The organism is Bacillus sp. ISL-47, from assembly GCF_018613175.1.
Classification (GTDB): domain Bacteria; phylum Bacillota; class Bacilli; order Bacillales; family Cytobacillaceae; genus Cytobacillus.
Window position 1 is genome coordinate 23,906 of sequence record NZ_JAGGQS010000027.1, and the last position, 14,876, is coordinate 38,781.

The following is a 14,876-nucleotide window of genomic DNA, read 5'->3' on the forward strand; positions in this document are numbered from 1 at the left end:
TAAACCCGGATAAGGCCGGCTGCTTAAGTATTCGACAAAATTCGGGTGGTACCTGGTACCTTCTATAAAAATAAAAGCTTCACCCCGAACGCGAGCAGGATGGCACCGCCGAGGGCTTCGCTGTAGGAGCCCATCCAGCCCTGGACTTTTCTGCCGGTGAGGAGGCCAGCCCAAGTTAGGGCGGTTGCACCGATTCCGAAGAAGGTTAGGACCAGGAGGGTTTTCGCTCCATAGATTCCGAGACTGAGCCCGACAGAGAAGCTATCCAGGCTAACGCTCAGCGCAAACAGCAGCAGGCCCAGACCTACCGGTGTAATCAGGCTATCCTCATCTTCCCTGAAGCTTGACCAAATCATTTGCACGCCTAATAAAAGGAGCAAACCGCCGCCAACATAGCCGGCGATCGCTCCGAATGTATTTGAAAGGAATCTGCCTGCAATCATTCCGAGCAAGGGCATCCATACATGGAAAAGTCCGATTGTAACCCCGATTTTTATTATCTGCCTAAGGCTGAGTCTGTACATCCCCATACCCAGGCCGACCGAAAAGGCATCCATCCCCAATGCGAATGCCATTAAAGCCAGTGTTAGTATTTCTCCTATCATAGCTGACATTTTTCCGCCCCCTTGGACTTGCTAATTCAGCATATGCACGTCCAAACGGTTTTAGAATGCCATTCTATTCTTGGGGAAAATCTCTTCTTGCCGGGCTGATTTTCTTCTGTCGTCTCGGCTCTGTTATACTTGCCTGTCATTATAGGCTTTTTCTACGGCCTTATCTGAACTTATTCTGGCAGGCTTTTTACCTGCCCAAAGCAAAAAAGCCGTCTCCATCCGAAGCGGCTCTTCCTCTAGATAATCAGCTAATGACCCGATGCCCAGCTGCTTTCATCAGCCGGTTCATGATGGCGTGTCCTACGCCTTCGTTCGGAAACATTTCACTGAAAATAATATCAGCATCCGTATTATTAAAGTGCCTTAAGGCTTCATATAGTGAGCTTGCGACAGTCTCCAGATTTTCCCGCTGTCCGCACGCAAATATATAATCCGCCTGGTAAAATCCTTCGTTTTCCACTGTTGTCAAAACTCCCACAGACAGTCCTTCCTGCCTTTTTTCATCAACAAGCCGCTGGATGTCTTCTCGAGTTCCTTCTACTAAATAAAGTGGAGCATCCGGTGCGTAATGACGGTACTTCATTCCAGGGGATTTCGGTGCCTGGCCCTCATCTGCTAATGCGGGATCAACAGTAACTACACCAACAACCGCTTCAAGCTGTTCCTTTGTGATACCGCCCGGCCTCAAGATGACTGGTACTTCACCGGTACAATCCAATACAGTCGATTCGACACCTACACCTGTCGGACCTCCATCCACAATACCTGCAATTCGCCCATTCAGGTCTTCCCAAACATGTTCTGCTGTCGTCGGACTTGGTCTTCCAGAGCGGTTCGCACTTGGAGCTGCAATAGGAAGCCTCGTTTTTTCCAATAATGCAAGGGCTACAGGGTGATCTGGCATCCTGACGGCAACTGTGGATAACCCGGCTGTGGCCAAATCCGAAAGAACGCCTTCCTTTATATTAAAAATCAGTGTTAAGGGCCCAGGCCAAAAATTCTCCATTAGCTCCAGTGCCTTTTCCGGAATTTCCTCTACAAAGGCGTTCAGCTGGCTTTTTTCAGCAATGTGGATAATAAGTGGGTTATCGCTTGGGCGCCCTTTTGCTCCAAAGATTTTCCTTACCGCATCATCGTCTTTTGCATTCCCGCCTAATCCATACACTGTTTCAGTCGGGAAAGCCACTACTTCATTATTTTTTAAAAGATCGGCAGCCTGTGAAAGCTGTGGGTAACTTTCTCCCTTATCCACATTGTTATCCACCGACCATCTTTTTGTAATCATTGTTATCCACCTTCATAAAAAATGTTTTTTAGCTGTCAAAATTCCTTTATTTTCGACATTTTTTTGAACATTACTTTGGAAAGTATAGTAGAAGATGGAGGATAACTCAAGTTTTATCCACAAATTGTGTATAAATAATGCTATTTTGTGTATAACTTTGGAAACATACCCACAATTCACATGGATAATTTTAAAAAGAAAGAGTTATCCACAGTCAGAATATGTTTTACGTGATCTGATTCAAACAAAACTGCTGGCAGCTGCTCTGTTTCCTCCTGTTTAAATCCAAGCAAATGGAAAAAATCAAGTGAGTTTCTTTTATTCGAAGCAAGATATAACGAATGCAGCTTGCGATCCCTGGCCAGCATTAAAATTTGCTCGAAAAGTACGAATAAATCCTTTTCTGATGCCGAAGCTGACATAACGAGCGACCTCAACAAACCTACTTCTCCATGGGGCTCAATTCCCAGGGTAGCTTTAATATCCCCCGAATCATTCTCCATAATCAAAAAATACTCAATCGCATCCTTAATCCCATCCGTGCTTAAATTTGCTGCTTCCAAAAATGCCGCCAGTCTATCCACATCTTCTACTTGTGCACATCGTACTACGCCTGTTTCCATTTCTTCACCCCATTTTTGTTATTGTCATTCTATGAATATGAAAAAATAGAAAAAGTAGAACAAGAAAAATACTAGATTGCACCATAAAATAAAAACACGGCAGCTGTTATGAATCTGCTGCCGTGTTTATTTTAAAATCGTATTGAATTTTTCAGGTAAAACATTAGTCGTTAGAGTTGCCGCCTTTACGGCCGATTTCTTCATAGAAATCCCGGTCATGATTTTCACTTGTTGCTTCTCCGCCTTTTCTTCCTATTTCTTGATAGAATTCTTTGTCATGGCTTTCAGCTGTTGCTTCTCCGCCTTTTTGGCCTATTTCCTGATAGAAGTCGCTATCATGGCTTTCAGCTGTCGCTTCTCCGCCTTTTTGGCCTATTTCCTGATAGAAGTCCTTATCATGGTTTTGGCTTGTAGCCTCTCCGCCTTTTGAGCCAATTTCCTGATAGAATTCTTTATCATGGTTGCGGCTTGTTGCTTCTCCGCCCATACGTCCTCTTTCTTCACGAGACATTTTATCGTTGTTATTATTGTTGTTGTTTTTAGCCATTATCTTTCATCTCCTTTTGTTTATGTTTTGTTGTTACATTACTTTAAATATCCGTTTTTGATAGATTCAAACGCATGAAAAGAAGATGTTAACCGCTTGTCTTAATTGTAATATTTTTTCCAGTTTCTAAAATAATTCTAAAAAAGGTCTCTATTACGCTTCACTGTAGATTTTCACCCCAATTAACAGTGTGGCAAAAACAACATTGAGCTCTTTATCATAGCCAAAAGAAAAGCTGTTTTCGCAAACTTTGTTGCTTTTTAACCAAGTATTGTAGAGAGGTTGATTTCCGCTCCAGGATGTTCGCTTTCCGCGGGGTGGGCGGTGAGCCTCCTCGCCGCGCAGCGCCTGTGGGGTCTCACCTATCCCACTCCCGCAGGACTTTGAATAAGCTTCCTGAATAAACACCGCACGAAGGAAATGCGATAGCATTTTCGAGGAGTTCACACCTTACGCTCCAATCAACCAACCTTATTTATTGTTCTATTCACAAATCTATTCAAAAACAACAATCTTTTAGAAAACAGCCAAAAAGAAAAGACTCGCTGCTAAAGCAAAGTCTTTATCCGAAGATCTTCTCCCATATTTCTACTAAAAAGAATTTTACTTCTACAGGCTGTTCATCTTCTTCTGTATAAACAGGGGCCGCCTCTTCCTTTTCCTCTTTCTTCGTGTCTGCGGCAGCAGCAGCTACCTCTTTCTCTGCCTTTACTTCTCCCTTTTTATCGCCTTCTTCAAAGCCTTCACTTACAGCCACACCGTTTGAAAAATCAAGGAAGCATAGAGGAGGAAATAACACACACCACCAGTTAGCGCCTTTGCCTTCACCTAATGTAATTAAAATCGCTTCATACTCGCCTGCAGGATATAAAAACTGGCCGTATAGCTTTGTAGGAAAATTTACTTTTCCAAAATCCGCATTTACCTTCTGGTCAGATCCTTCTTCTTCTACAACTTCTTCTGCAATCTTTTGAATCTCTGGCAATCTGGATTGAATCAAATCACGGGCGACTTCAATCGATGTTAACTCTGCAACCCACTCTGTAATCTCTGCATTTACAGCATCTCTCACTTTTCTCTTAATATCCTGATCTTCTTCATAATCACTGTTAGCCAGGATCCGAAGCCTAATTGCTTCGCTTGGAATCACCATCGGCTCATCTGCTGTCACTTCTGTTTTCGGTATATATAAACTTAGAATCGTTCCCAAGGATAAAATCAACACATATAATTTCACAATCGTCTTTGTTTTCATCTCTCCGACACCATCCCTTCACTATCCTCATTGTGGACAGGATGCCAGATTCTTAAACTATTAAAATTAAAAAAATTCCTGTTGCCATTTCCTTTCTCTAACAACCTATAAAAATCGACAAAATTCGGGTGGTACCTGGTACCAAAAAAGCCGCCAGCTGGCGGCTTTTTATCCTATTTCTGCAAATACCATGCGGTCTTTGCCGTTGATGTCATAGACTGTTTCTACTTTTGCTTGTGGAAAGGTTTGCTGCAGAAGTGCACAGACGGCTTCACTTTGGCCGGCGCCTACTTCGAAGCCGATTATGGCTCGCTTGTTTAGAACGGCAGGCAGCTCCTTCATGAAACGCCTGTACAGGTCGAGACCATCTTCTCCGGCAAATAGTGCGCGGTGAGGCTCATGCTTGGTGACCACATCTGACATCCACTCTGCGTCCCTCTCTGGAATATAGGGGGGATTTGATAGGATGATATCAAACCGCTTTTCTTCCGAAATAAGCGGCTGCAGAAGATCCCCCTGCACAAATTCAATTTCAGCGCCATTTCGCTCGGCATTTTCCTGTGCCAGCTGCAGTGTCGGGCCGTAAATATCTGTTGCTGTTACGTTCAGTGCTGGCTTTTCAAGCTTCATCGTGACTGCAATCGCTCCGCTGCCTGTCCCGATATCAGCCAACTCAAGTGTATCAGCATCGCTAAACAGCTTCGGAATCCTTTGCAGGGCATGATAAACAAGCTCTTCCGTTTCCGGCCTTGGAATAAGCACATCCTCGTTGACCAGAAAGGTCCGCCCGTAAAATTCTTCAGAGCCGATTATATATTGCACCGGCTGGCCTGCGGCGTGTGCATGTACAGCCTCCTGGAAAGCGTCCAATGTCTCGGGCTGCAAATCTTCCCGCAAATTAGCCAAAAAGCTTGCTCTGCCCATCTGCATAAAGTGCTGCAATAATAATTCGCCGGCATTTTCATCGCGGTTCGCCTTTTTTAAAAAAGAAGAAGCCCAATTGAGGGCTTCGTATACTTTCATGGATTGATTACTCATTGGAAGCACTGTCCAGCTTTGCAGATTGCTCTTCAACGATCAGCGCGTCAATCACTTCGTCAAGCTTGCCTTGAAGGATTTGATCAAGCTTTTGGATCGTTAAGCCGATGCGGTGGTCAGTCACGCGGTTCTGCGGGAAGTTGTACGTACGGATACGCTCAGAACGGTCACCTGTTCCTACAGCAGATTTACGCTGCTGATCGTATTCCGCCTGTGCTTCCTGCTGGAATTTATCATACACACGTGCACGAAGTACCTTCATCGCTTTTTCCTTATTCTTGATCTGTGATTTTTCGTCCTGGCAGGATACAACCGTACCTGTCGGCAAGTGAGTTAAACGCACGGCTGACATGGTCGTGTTAACACTTTGTCCGCCCGGTCCGCTTGATGCAAATGTATCAACACGGATATCTTTTTCATGAATATCTATTTCAACTTCTTCTGCTTCAGGAAGAACGGCAACCGTTGAAGTAGAAGTATGGATACGACCGCCAGATTCCGTTTCCGGAACGCGCTGTACACGGTGTGCGCCGTTTTCAAACTTAAGTTTTGAATAGGCGCCGTTTCCGTTGATCATAAAAATAATTTCCTTATATCCGCCGACACCTGTGGAGCTCGCTTCAATAACGTCGATCTTCCACCCCTGCGTCTCGGCATAGCGGCTGTACATGCGGTATAAGTCGCCCGCAAATAGAGCAGCTTCGTCACCGCCGGCTGCACCGCGAATTTCCATAATAACGTTTTTATCATCATTAGGGTCTTTAGGAATTAAGAGGACTTTCAGACGTGCTTCCAGATCCTCTTTTCTTTCCTCAAGCTCATCCAATTCTTCTTTTACCATTTCGCGCATTTCTGCATCAAGCTTTTCTTCCAGCATGGCACGCGCATCCTGATATTGCTCTTTCACTTCTTTATATTCGCGATATGTTTCAACAGTTTGCTGAATATCAGACTGTTCCTTTGAATAATCACGAAGCTTTTTCGGATCATTGACAATTTCCGGATCGCTCAAAAGCTCATTTAATCTTTCGTAACGGTCCTCTACAGATTGAAGACGATCAAACACAGCCATTCACCTCATTTTATCCATTAACCGCCGGAATCTGGCCAGCGGGATATATTTTAATAATAAATTTACATCCGTAACTCCATAACATTCTAATTATAGTATAGGTAATAGTTGCAGTCAAAACCAATCGCGATTATGAATGCGGTCTGGATAGTGAGTGGAGTTTTCTGAAAAGTTATTGCCTATTTTAGTGATATCCGATATATTGGTTTTATGAAAAATAAAAAAATTACTCCCATTAAACGTTTGTCACTAAGAGATGAAGTTTATGAAACACTAAAGAAAAATATTGTCCAGCTCGATTTCGAGCCGGGAGCACGGCTTCATGACAAGGAACTTGCTGAAGATTTTGGGATCAGCCGGACTCCTGTCAGGGAAGCTTTGAAACGGCTTGAGGATGAAGGGCTAGTTGAGTCAACTCCTGGCTCCTCCACACGTGTTACACCATTAAATGATGAGGAGGCCAGCCACGCTTTTACAGTTGCAGCTGTTTTACATGCATTGGGCACCAGGCTCGCCGTTCCCCAATTAACCGAAAGAGATTTTGAGCAGCTGGAAACAGCCAACGAAGAACTGGAAATTGCTTTGAAGCAGCAGGACATTATTGGCGCAATCCAGGCTGATGAAGCTTTCCACCAAATATATCTTCAGGCAGCAGCAAATCCAGAGATCATCTCGGCTTTAAAACGGATCATGCCGAAAATTCAACGCTTGGAATTCGCTCAGTTTGGCTCTTTAAATGGCCTGAGTTCCGTTACACAGCATAAAAAGATTATTGAAGTTAGCAGGCATAGAAATGAGGCTTTGGCATCCAGGCTTGTTGAGGAAAACTGGCTGAGTCTCGGAAAGCTTTTAACAAGCAAAGGAAAATGAGGTGATCTGGCTTGAAGGCAATTATATTAGGGGTTTGCTCCGCATTCTTTTTTGCGTTTACGTTCGTACTGAACCGTGCAATGGAGATGGATGGCGGCAGCTGGCTGTGGAGCGCCTCGCTCCGCTATTTTTTCATGGTTCCCCTGCTTGTGGCAATTGTAGCTTTTAGGGGAAATTTGCGCCCGCTTTTCGCTGAAATGAAAAAGGCACCTGGAAAGTGGCTATTATGGAGCTTTGTAGGCTTTGGCTTGTTTTATGCCCCATTATGCTTCGCCGCAGCCTACGGACCCGGATGGCTGATTGCCGGCACCTGGCAGATTACCATTATTTCCGGTTCACTCCTGGCTCCGCTTTTTTATGTTGCGTATCAATCAGGAAATGGCACTGTTCGGGTAAGGGGCAAGATTCCTTATCGCGGCCTAATGATGAGCATGATTATCCTGCTCGGGGTTGCGGTCATGCAATGGGAGCACGCCTCCTCCATTTCCTGGCGCGAAACCCTGTTAGTTGTACTCCCATTAATTTTGGCATCCTTCGCCTATCCTTTAGGCAACCGCAAAATGATGGACGTCTGTGAAAACAGGCTCGATGCTTACCAGCGGGTGCTTGGTATGACCATTGCCAGTCTGCCTTTTTGGCTGATTCTTTCCATAGTGGGTCTGGCTTCAAGCGGTATGCCAAGCTCAGGCCAGGTGGTTCAATCCGGCTTGGTCGCCCTTTTTTCCGGTGTCTTTGCGACGGTATTGTTTTTCGCAGCCACAGACCTTGTTCGAGGCAATATGCAAAAATTAGGTGCAGTAGAGGCAACGCAATCTCTTGAGGTTCTTTTTGCTGTCGCCGGAGAGGTGGTCCTGCTGGCAAGCCCGCTTCCTTCTGCCGTTTCTTTGACAGGTATGGCACTTGTCATTGCCGGTATGGTTCTTCATAGCTATGTAACCTCTAACAAAGTTCTTTTAAAAAGAAAAGCAGCGTAAAAAAATGCCCTGTAAAGCAGGGCATTTTATGTGCGGTCTTCCTGGACTTTTACTTCAATATGATAACGAGGAAGAGCTTTTATAAGCATTTTATGCAATTGTGCTTCGGCATCGATTTTTTCCTGATTGGTCATCATGCCTTTACGGTAAGCTGTTACCCACATATCTTCTCCATTTACCCAAACAGCACCAGGGCGGTAGCCTTCATTTGCAGCAACTACTTTGCGGGCATGGTTGATATCATCCTGGTTGTCCAGGCGTTTGCCATCGAAATTTATAAAATTAGGATTCTGGTCGCCGCTAAAAGTCCTGTCCAGCGTATCATTGTCCTCTGGGCGATCCAGATCATTGTTAATAAATGAAGTGCCATCCCTGCTCTCTTGGTTATAAGCATTATCTGTCCCCTGATCCTGGGCACAGCCAGCCATAAATGCGAGCATCAGAATGAAAACACCAAGCTTTTTCATAACTAACACCTCCTTTTTATAGCATGTCCGCTATAAGGAGGATTGTGCGGGCCAAATTAAGGGAAATTGGGCTGCTCTTTTTTGTTTATACTTCACTTTCTGTTTTTATGAAGCAGTTGGGCTGATATATGCTTCACTTTTACTTTTTATGAATCACTTTCCAGTATATATGCGTCACTTTCCGATTTTTTGCACCACTTCCCAGTCTGATGCGATTACAGCCCCGTCCTTTTACTACATAAAAAAACTGCCCGGAACAACGCCAGGGCAGAGAGATCGTTAAGTATTAAAATTATGATAAAGACTCAGTTGTCTCAGGATTTTCTATAACATTGGGCGATTTGGGAACTTCATGATGATGGCGGCAGCGCGGTTCATATGCTTCTGATGCGCCAACCAGGATAACGGGATCATCGTATGAAGCTGGCTTTCCATTGATCAGGCGCTGTGTACGGCTTGCAGGCGATCCGCAAACGGCACATACAGCCTGAAGCTTTGTAACCAATTCAGCAATCGCCATAATGGCAGGCATTTGGCCAAATGGCTCTCCGCGGAAGTCCTGATCAAGTCCGGCAGCGATTACACGGTGTCCGCTGTCAGCCAGATGCTGGATGACCTTCACGATTTCGTTGTCAAAAAACTGCACCTCATCGATGGCAATCAAATCAATTTCAGGATTAATGTATTTAAAAATATCGGTAGACTGGATTACAGGTCTAGCTATGATAGAAGTTCCATTGTGTGAAACGACAGCCTCATCACTGTACCGGTTATCAATTTGCGGCTTAAAAACAGCAATTTGCTGTTTGGCAAACTGAGCTCTTCGTACACGGCGAATCAGCTCTTCTGATTTGCCTGAAAACATGCTTCCGCAAATGACTTCCACCCATCCGTGATGATTCATAACGTACATGAACGGCCTCTCCTTCCTCGTTCTATCTAATATAATCGAAATGCGTAAGGCGCCTGCTCATCGGCGACAAGCATAAGAAAAGCCGACGAAAAGGTTGCTCTTTACCTTTTTGGCGGATTGGCTTATGACCTCGAGCCGATGGCGCCTGAAGCTAGACACCCGTCAGACTTCAAAAATTACACTTTTCTATTTTTTGTTCTAATTATTATTTTATGAAGAAAGGGTCGAGCTGTTAAAATTCCTTTTTTACTCGTGCGCTTTTTCAGAGCCTTGGGTAAAATGGCCCTGGCAAAACAGTTCTTCATATCCGCATAAAGACCGGCTTGCGGCCTTCATTAGCAATAAAAAACAGGCAAGAAAGTTAACTTGCCTGTTTTTGTTGTTTATTATTTTTGTTCTGACTTGATGCCGTATTTCTTGTTGAAACGGTCAACACGTCCGCCAGCTTCAGCGAATTTTTGACGTCCAGTATAGAATGGGTGGCACTCAGAGCAAGTCTCAACGCGGATCTCTTCTTGAACAGAACCCGTTTCGAACTCATTACCGCAAGCACATTTCACCATTGCTTTTTTATAGTTAGGATGAATTCCTGATTTCATTCTTTTCATCTCCTTCCGCCCTGAATCATTCGAAACAGAGTTATATATTACGGGCAATCTGGAATTGCCGTAAACTTCAAAAACACACTGTCATCATTATAACAAGTCCAAGTATATTTTGCAATAAGGGAATTATGCAGCCTGTATTTTCCAAAAGGCAACTCGTTTCTCATAAATGGTTGTTTTGTTTATTAATGTTGCCCGTTGATTTCCGCTGCGGGCACTTGCTTTCCGCGGGGAGGAACGGGAGCCTCCTCGGCTTCGCCTGTGGGGTCTCCCGCTCCCTCTCCTCCCGCAGGACATTGAATATGCTTCCTTGAATTAGCACCGCACGAAGAAAATGCGGATGCATTTTCGAGGATCAAGTGCCCTCCGCTCCAATCAACTCAGTGGGCTAGCATTAGTTTTCCGTCGAAAAAAGCCTTTTACAAAAAAGCCTTCCAAAAAAGCTGCTAAAAACTTTCAAATGTTAATGAGACCGCTTAGCCTTCATTTCCTCAGCCAGATTAGCAAAGAATTCCTCATTTGATTTTGTCTGTTTCAGCCTGCGAAGGAGCTTTTCTGCAAAGTCAGGTGAGTCGGACATGGATTTGCGGATTGCCCATAGTTTGTCCAGGTGGTCTTTTTGGATAAGCAATTCTTCTTTGCGCGTTCCGGAACGGCGAATGTCGATGGCCGGGAATATTCTTCTTTCAGCCAGTGAGCGGTCAAGGTGAAGTTCCATATTTCCAGTACCCTTAAACTCTTCGTAAATTACATCGTCCATTCGTGAACCTGTATCAACAAGCGCAGTCGCAAGAATCGTTAAGCTTCCGCCTTCTTCGATATTGCGGGCCGCACCAAAGAAACGCTTTGGACGGTGGAATGCAGCAGGGTCAATACCGCCTGACAATGTTCTTCCGCTTGGAGGAATGACAAGGTTATAAGCTCTTGCCAGTCTTGTAATGCTATCCATCAAAATGACAACATCGCGCTTATGTTCAACTAAACGCATGGCACGCTCAAGCACAAGCTCAGCCACTTTAATATGGTTCTCCGGCACTTCGTCAAACGTTGAGCTGACAACATCGCCAACAACCGAGCGCTCTATGTCCGTTACCTCTTCCGGACGCTCGTCAATCAATAGGACGATTAATTCTGCTTCCGGATGATTCGTTGTAATGCTGTTGGCAATTTCTTTTAAAAGCATCGTTTTACCTGCTTTAGGAGGCGCAACGATCAAACCGCGCTGCCCAAAACCGACTGGGGCAAGCAAGTCCATAATTCGTGTGGAAACCTGTCTTGTACCTGTTTCCAGCTTCATATGACGGTTTGGATATAAAGGCGTCAATCCTGGGAAATGAACACGCTCTTTCGCTGATTCCGGATCATCGCCATTAACCGCTTCTACTTGAAGCAGGCCGAAATAGCGTTCATTTTCCTTTGGAGGGCGGACCTTCCCGGATACTTTATCTCCGTTTCTTAAATCAAAGCGGCGAATCTGCGAAGCGGAAATATAAATGTCCTCTGAGCTTGGCGAATAGTTGATCGGACGAAGGAAGCCAAAGCCCTCTGATTGGATGATTTCCAGGACACCTTCCATGAAAAAGTAACCTTCCTGCTCTGCCCTTGCTTTCAGGATGGCAAAAATTAATTCTTTTTTCGATAACTTGCTGTAATAAGAAACTTTATATTCACGGGCAAGTTCATAAAGCTCTTTTAGCTTCATATTTTCTAAACTTGAAATGTTTAAACCCATTTTCACACCACACTTTTGAAATTTTCAATTATTTCCTTCATATGCAGCTGTACGAATATAGGACTTTATATGAAAGGAATGGGAAAGACGCTTTTGAGGTTCTTGAAAAAGTTGAAGAATGTCTACTTATGTTCTTAATAAAAGGTTTCGAGGAATGGACCGGTTTGATGTCCGTTTTCAGTTGAAATAAGGAGGTTTCCTCTTCAGTAAAAAACAATCTCTATTTTACCCCTAAATCTAAAAATTAATCAATAACAATTTTTTAAATGGAAAATATAGCAGGAAGGAAATGAAAATGAGCAGGCTGGCATTAGAGGCCAGCCCTCATTTTCAATCTATTTTGCTCTCTATTTAATAACAAGATTAGGCTTTTTATTTAAGCTATGGCGACCTTCAATAAAGCGGACAGTCCCTGATTTGGCACGCATAACAACTGAATGAGTTGAACCGTATGAACCTTTAAACTGTACGCCTTTAAGAAGCTCTCCGTCTGTTACACCTGTTGCGGCAAATATGGCATCATCGCCTCTTACCAGGTCTTCCATTAATAGAACCTTGTTAATATCAAGGCCCATCTTTAGGCATCGCTCTACTTCTGCATCGTTTTGAGGGAGAAGTTTACCCTGGATTTCTCCGCCAAGGCATTTAAGGGCAACCGCTGCAAGAACGCCTTCAGGAGCACCGCCTGAACCGAACAGGATGTCTACACCCGTTTCGTCGAAAGCTGTATTAATCGCTCCAGCCACGTCACCGTCATTGATTAGTTTGATTCTTGCCCCCGCATCTCGCAGCTGGCTGATAATATGCTCATGGCGCTCACGGTTAAGAACGGTTGCCACGACATCATTGATATCTTTATTTTTTGCTCTTGCGACCGCTTTCAAATTATCCAAAACAGAAGCGTTAATATCAATTTGTCCTACGGCTTCAGGACCGACAGCAATTTTATCCATGTACATATCCGGAGCATGAAGCAGGTTTCCATGGTCAGCAACAGCCAGTACAGCCAGTGCATTCCAGCCGCCAGATGCTACGATATTCGTACCTTCCAATGGATCAACAGCTACATCGACGCGAGGCCCGTAGCCTGTTCCAAGCTTTTCCCCAATGTAAAGCATAGGCGCCTCATCCATTTCACCTTCTCCGATAACCACTGTTCCCTTCATTGGCACAGTATCAAACACATCTCTCATCGCAGAAGTAGCTGCATCATCCGCTTCATCCTTTAAACCGCGCCCCATCCAGCGTGCTGATGCTAAAGCAGCACCTTCCGTTACACGGACAAGCTCCATTGACAAACTTCTTTCCATCGATCTTTCCTCCCCAGATTCTAAGGCAGAATTGCATGGGTGAATGGCGGGCCGGTTTAAGATCCCGGCGCCGCATCACCCGCCTTTTTTATTGGTGTAAAGTTCTCTTTATTTTAATTGAAACTAAGCGTTTTTCATTTGTTCCAGTTCTTCTTTACTCATTTCTTCGCGCCAGATTGTGGCACCCAGCCCATTCAGTTTTTCGACCAGATGGCTGTAGCCTCTGTCAATATGTTCAAGGCCTGTTACTTCTGTGACGCCCTCAGCCATTAAGCCAGCAATCACAAGTGCAGCCCCTGCTCTCAGATCGCTTGCCTTTACTTTGGCACCCTGGAGCTGGACTGGACCGTTAATAATGGCGGAACGGCCTTCCACCTTAATATTCGCATTCATTCTGCGAAGCTCATCAATATGTTTAAAACGGGCACTATAAATGGTGTCTGTGACCATGCTTGTTCCTTCTGCCCCTGTAAGCAGCGAAGTCAGCGGCTGCTGAAGGTCCGTAGGAAAACCAGGGTATACCAGTGTTTTAATATCGACAGCTTTCTTTTTATCAGCCGGACCAACAAAAACCTGATCGTCCTTCGTTTCGATCTGAACACCCATTTCACGAAGCTTTGCAATCAGCGATTCGAGGTGATGAGGAATGACATTATCAATCAGTACACCTTCTCCCGCTGCTGCACCAACGATCATATAGGTTCCAGCTTCAATCCGGTCAGGAATAATGGTATGCTGGCAGCCATGCAGGTGATCGACTCCGTCAATTCGGATGACATCTGTTCCGGCTCCCTTAATTTTGGCACCCATATTGGTCAGCAATGTAGCAACATCGATAATTTCGGGTTCTTTGGCGGCATTTTCGATGATCGTCCTGCCCTTCGCCCGAACGGCGGCTAGCATGATATTAATGGTTGCCCCGACGCTGACAACATCCAGATAAATTCGCGCCCCGCGCAATTCATCGGCACGCAAATAAATGGCTCCCTGCTCGTTGGTCACACGTGCGCCAAGCGCTTCAAACCCTTTAATATGCTGGTCGATCGGCCTTGGACCAAGGTGACAGCCTCCAGGCAAGCCAATCACCGCTTTTTTAAAACGGCCAAGCATGGCTCCCATCAAGTAATAGGAAGCACGTAATTTTTTTACTTTTCCGTTCGGCAAAGGCATGGAAATCATGGAAGAGGGATCAACTGTCATATCATTGTCTGTAAATTCAACTGTTCCCCCTATTTCTTCAAGCAGATCTTTTAAAATTTGAACGTCCGAAATATCCGGCAAACCTTCAATTGTCACAGGCGACTCCGCTAAAATGGTAGCCGGGATCAATGCCACCGCACTGTTCTTGGCTCCGCTAATCCGGACTGTTCCTTTTAAAGGATAACCGCCTGCAATCATAAGCTTTTCCATTTGTAACTCCCTTCTAAGCCGTTGTTAATCGTGCACTGCTGAGAGCAACTCTTAATTAGATAACTGTCCAGCTCCAGTGCCTAGCCCCTCGAGTCATAAGCCAAATCACTCCAGAAATCAGGATTTCCTGCGTGATTCGTCTTATGCTTGCCGGGGCTGAA

The 14,876-nt window shown here is 44.8% G+C and carries 16 protein-coding genes; 2 read left to right on the top strand and 14 right to left on the bottom strand.

Annotation, left to right across the window (positions count from 1 at the left end; genetic code table 11):
• Nucleotides 1-62: 62 nt before the first annotated feature.
• The 8 genes from J7I93_RS10645 to prfA form a co-directional block, all read right to left on the bottom strand.
• Nucleotides 63-614 carry a manganese efflux pump MntP gene (locus J7I93_RS10645; protein ID WP_214725841.1) on the bottom strand — a complete coding sequence of 184 codons (552 nt, stop codon included), beginning with the start codon at nt 612-614 and terminating at the stop codon, nt 63-65.
• A 244-nt stretch (nt 615-858) separates the two neighbouring features.
• Nucleotides 859-1,899: an L-threonylcarbamoyladenylate synthase gene (locus tag J7I93_RS10650; protein WP_214725842.1), complete on the bottom strand. Its 1,041-nt coding sequence runs from the start codon at nt 1,897-1,899 to the stop codon at nt 859-861.
• Between the two features lie 176 nt (nt 1,900-2,075).
• On the bottom strand, nt 2,076-2,522 hold the full coding sequence (locus J7I93_RS10655) for a GNAT family N-acetyltransferase (RefSeq protein WP_214725843.1): 447 nt from the start codon (nt 2,520-2,522) through the stop codon (nt 2,076-2,078).
• 163 nt (nt 2,523-2,685) lie between these two features.
• Entirely contained in the window at nt 2,686-3,069 is a 384-nt protein-coding gene (locus J7I93_RS10660; protein ID WP_214725844.1) for a KGG domain-containing protein, read from the bottom strand.
• Nucleotides 3,070-3,222: 153 nt separating this feature from the next.
• Complete coding sequence (locus tag J7I93_RS10665) at nt 3,223-3,516, bottom strand: hypothetical protein (RefSeq protein WP_214725845.1); 294 nt, start codon at nt 3,514-3,516, stop codon at nt 3,223-3,225.
• Between the two features lie 115 nt (nt 3,517-3,631).
• The gene (spoIIR, locus tag J7I93_RS10670) at nt 3,632-4,324 is read right to left on the bottom strand and encodes a stage II sporulation protein R (RefSeq protein WP_214725846.1); all 693 of its coding nucleotides are present in this window, start codon (nt 4,322-4,324) and stop codon (nt 3,632-3,634) included.
• Between the two features lie 168 nt (nt 4,325-4,492).
• Complete coding sequence (gene prmC, locus J7I93_RS10675) at nt 4,493-5,347, bottom strand: peptide chain release factor N(5)-glutamine methyltransferase (RefSeq protein ID WP_214725867.1); 855 nt, start codon at nt 5,345-5,347, stop codon at nt 4,493-4,495.
• A 7-nt stretch (nt 5,348-5,354) separates the two neighbouring features.
• Nucleotides 5,355-6,428, bottom strand: coding sequence for a peptide chain release factor 1 (gene prfA / locus J7I93_RS10680; protein WP_214725847.1), 1,074 nt, complete (start codon nt 6,426-6,428; stop codon nt 5,355-5,357).
• A gap of 216 nt (nt 6,429-6,644) precedes the next feature.
• On the opposite strand from prfA, the gene J7I93_RS10685 reads away from it, so the two are divergent.
• Nucleotides 6,645-7,304 carry a GntR family transcriptional regulator gene (locus tag J7I93_RS10685; protein ID WP_214725848.1) on the top strand — a complete coding sequence of 220 codons (660 nt, stop codon included), beginning with the start codon at nt 6,645-6,647 and terminating at the stop codon, nt 7,302-7,304.
• Between the two features lie 11 nt (nt 7,305-7,315).
• A complete protein-coding gene (locus J7I93_RS10690; protein WP_214725849.1) occupies nt 7,316-8,278 on the top strand; it encodes a DMT family transporter in 963 nt (320 codons plus the stop codon).
• 26 nt (nt 8,279-8,304) lie between these two features.
• Here the strand turns inward: J7I93_RS10690 and J7I93_RS10695 are convergent, their stop codons facing one another.
• From J7I93_RS10695 to J7I93_RS10720, 6 genes are all read right to left on the bottom strand, one after another.
• Entirely contained in the window at nt 8,305-8,745 is a 441-nt protein-coding gene (locus tag J7I93_RS10695; RefSeq protein WP_214725850.1) for a hypothetical protein, read from the bottom strand.
• 292 nt (nt 8,746-9,037) lie between these two features.
• Complete coding sequence (locus tag J7I93_RS10700; RefSeq protein WP_214725851.1) at nt 9,038-9,658, bottom strand: thymidine kinase; 621 nt, start codon at nt 9,656-9,658, stop codon at nt 9,038-9,040.
• A 386-nt stretch (nt 9,659-10,044) separates the two neighbouring features.
• Nucleotides 10,045-10,257, bottom strand: coding sequence for a 50S ribosomal protein L31 (gene rpmE / locus J7I93_RS10705; protein WP_009332279.1), 213 nt, complete (start codon nt 10,255-10,257; stop codon nt 10,045-10,047).
• A gap of 469 nt (nt 10,258-10,726) precedes the next feature.
• Nucleotides 10,727-11,995, bottom strand: a complete 1,269-nt coding sequence (gene rho, locus J7I93_RS10710) for a transcription termination factor Rho (protein WP_214725852.1) — start codon at nt 11,993-11,995, stop codon at nt 10,727-10,729.
• Nucleotides 11,996-12,342: 347 nt separating this feature from the next.
• Nucleotides 12,343-13,305: a class II fructose-bisphosphatase gene (gene glpX, locus J7I93_RS10715; protein ID WP_214725853.1), complete on the bottom strand. Its 963-nt coding sequence runs from the start codon at nt 13,303-13,305 to the stop codon at nt 12,343-12,345.
• A 123-nt stretch (nt 13,306-13,428) separates the two neighbouring features.
• The gene (locus tag J7I93_RS10720; protein WP_214725854.1) at nt 13,429-14,715 is read right to left on the bottom strand and encodes a UDP-N-acetylglucosamine 1-carboxyvinyltransferase; all 1,287 of its coding nucleotides are present in this window, start codon (nt 14,713-14,715) and stop codon (nt 13,429-13,431) included.
• Nucleotides 14,716-14,876 lie beyond the last annotated feature (161 nt).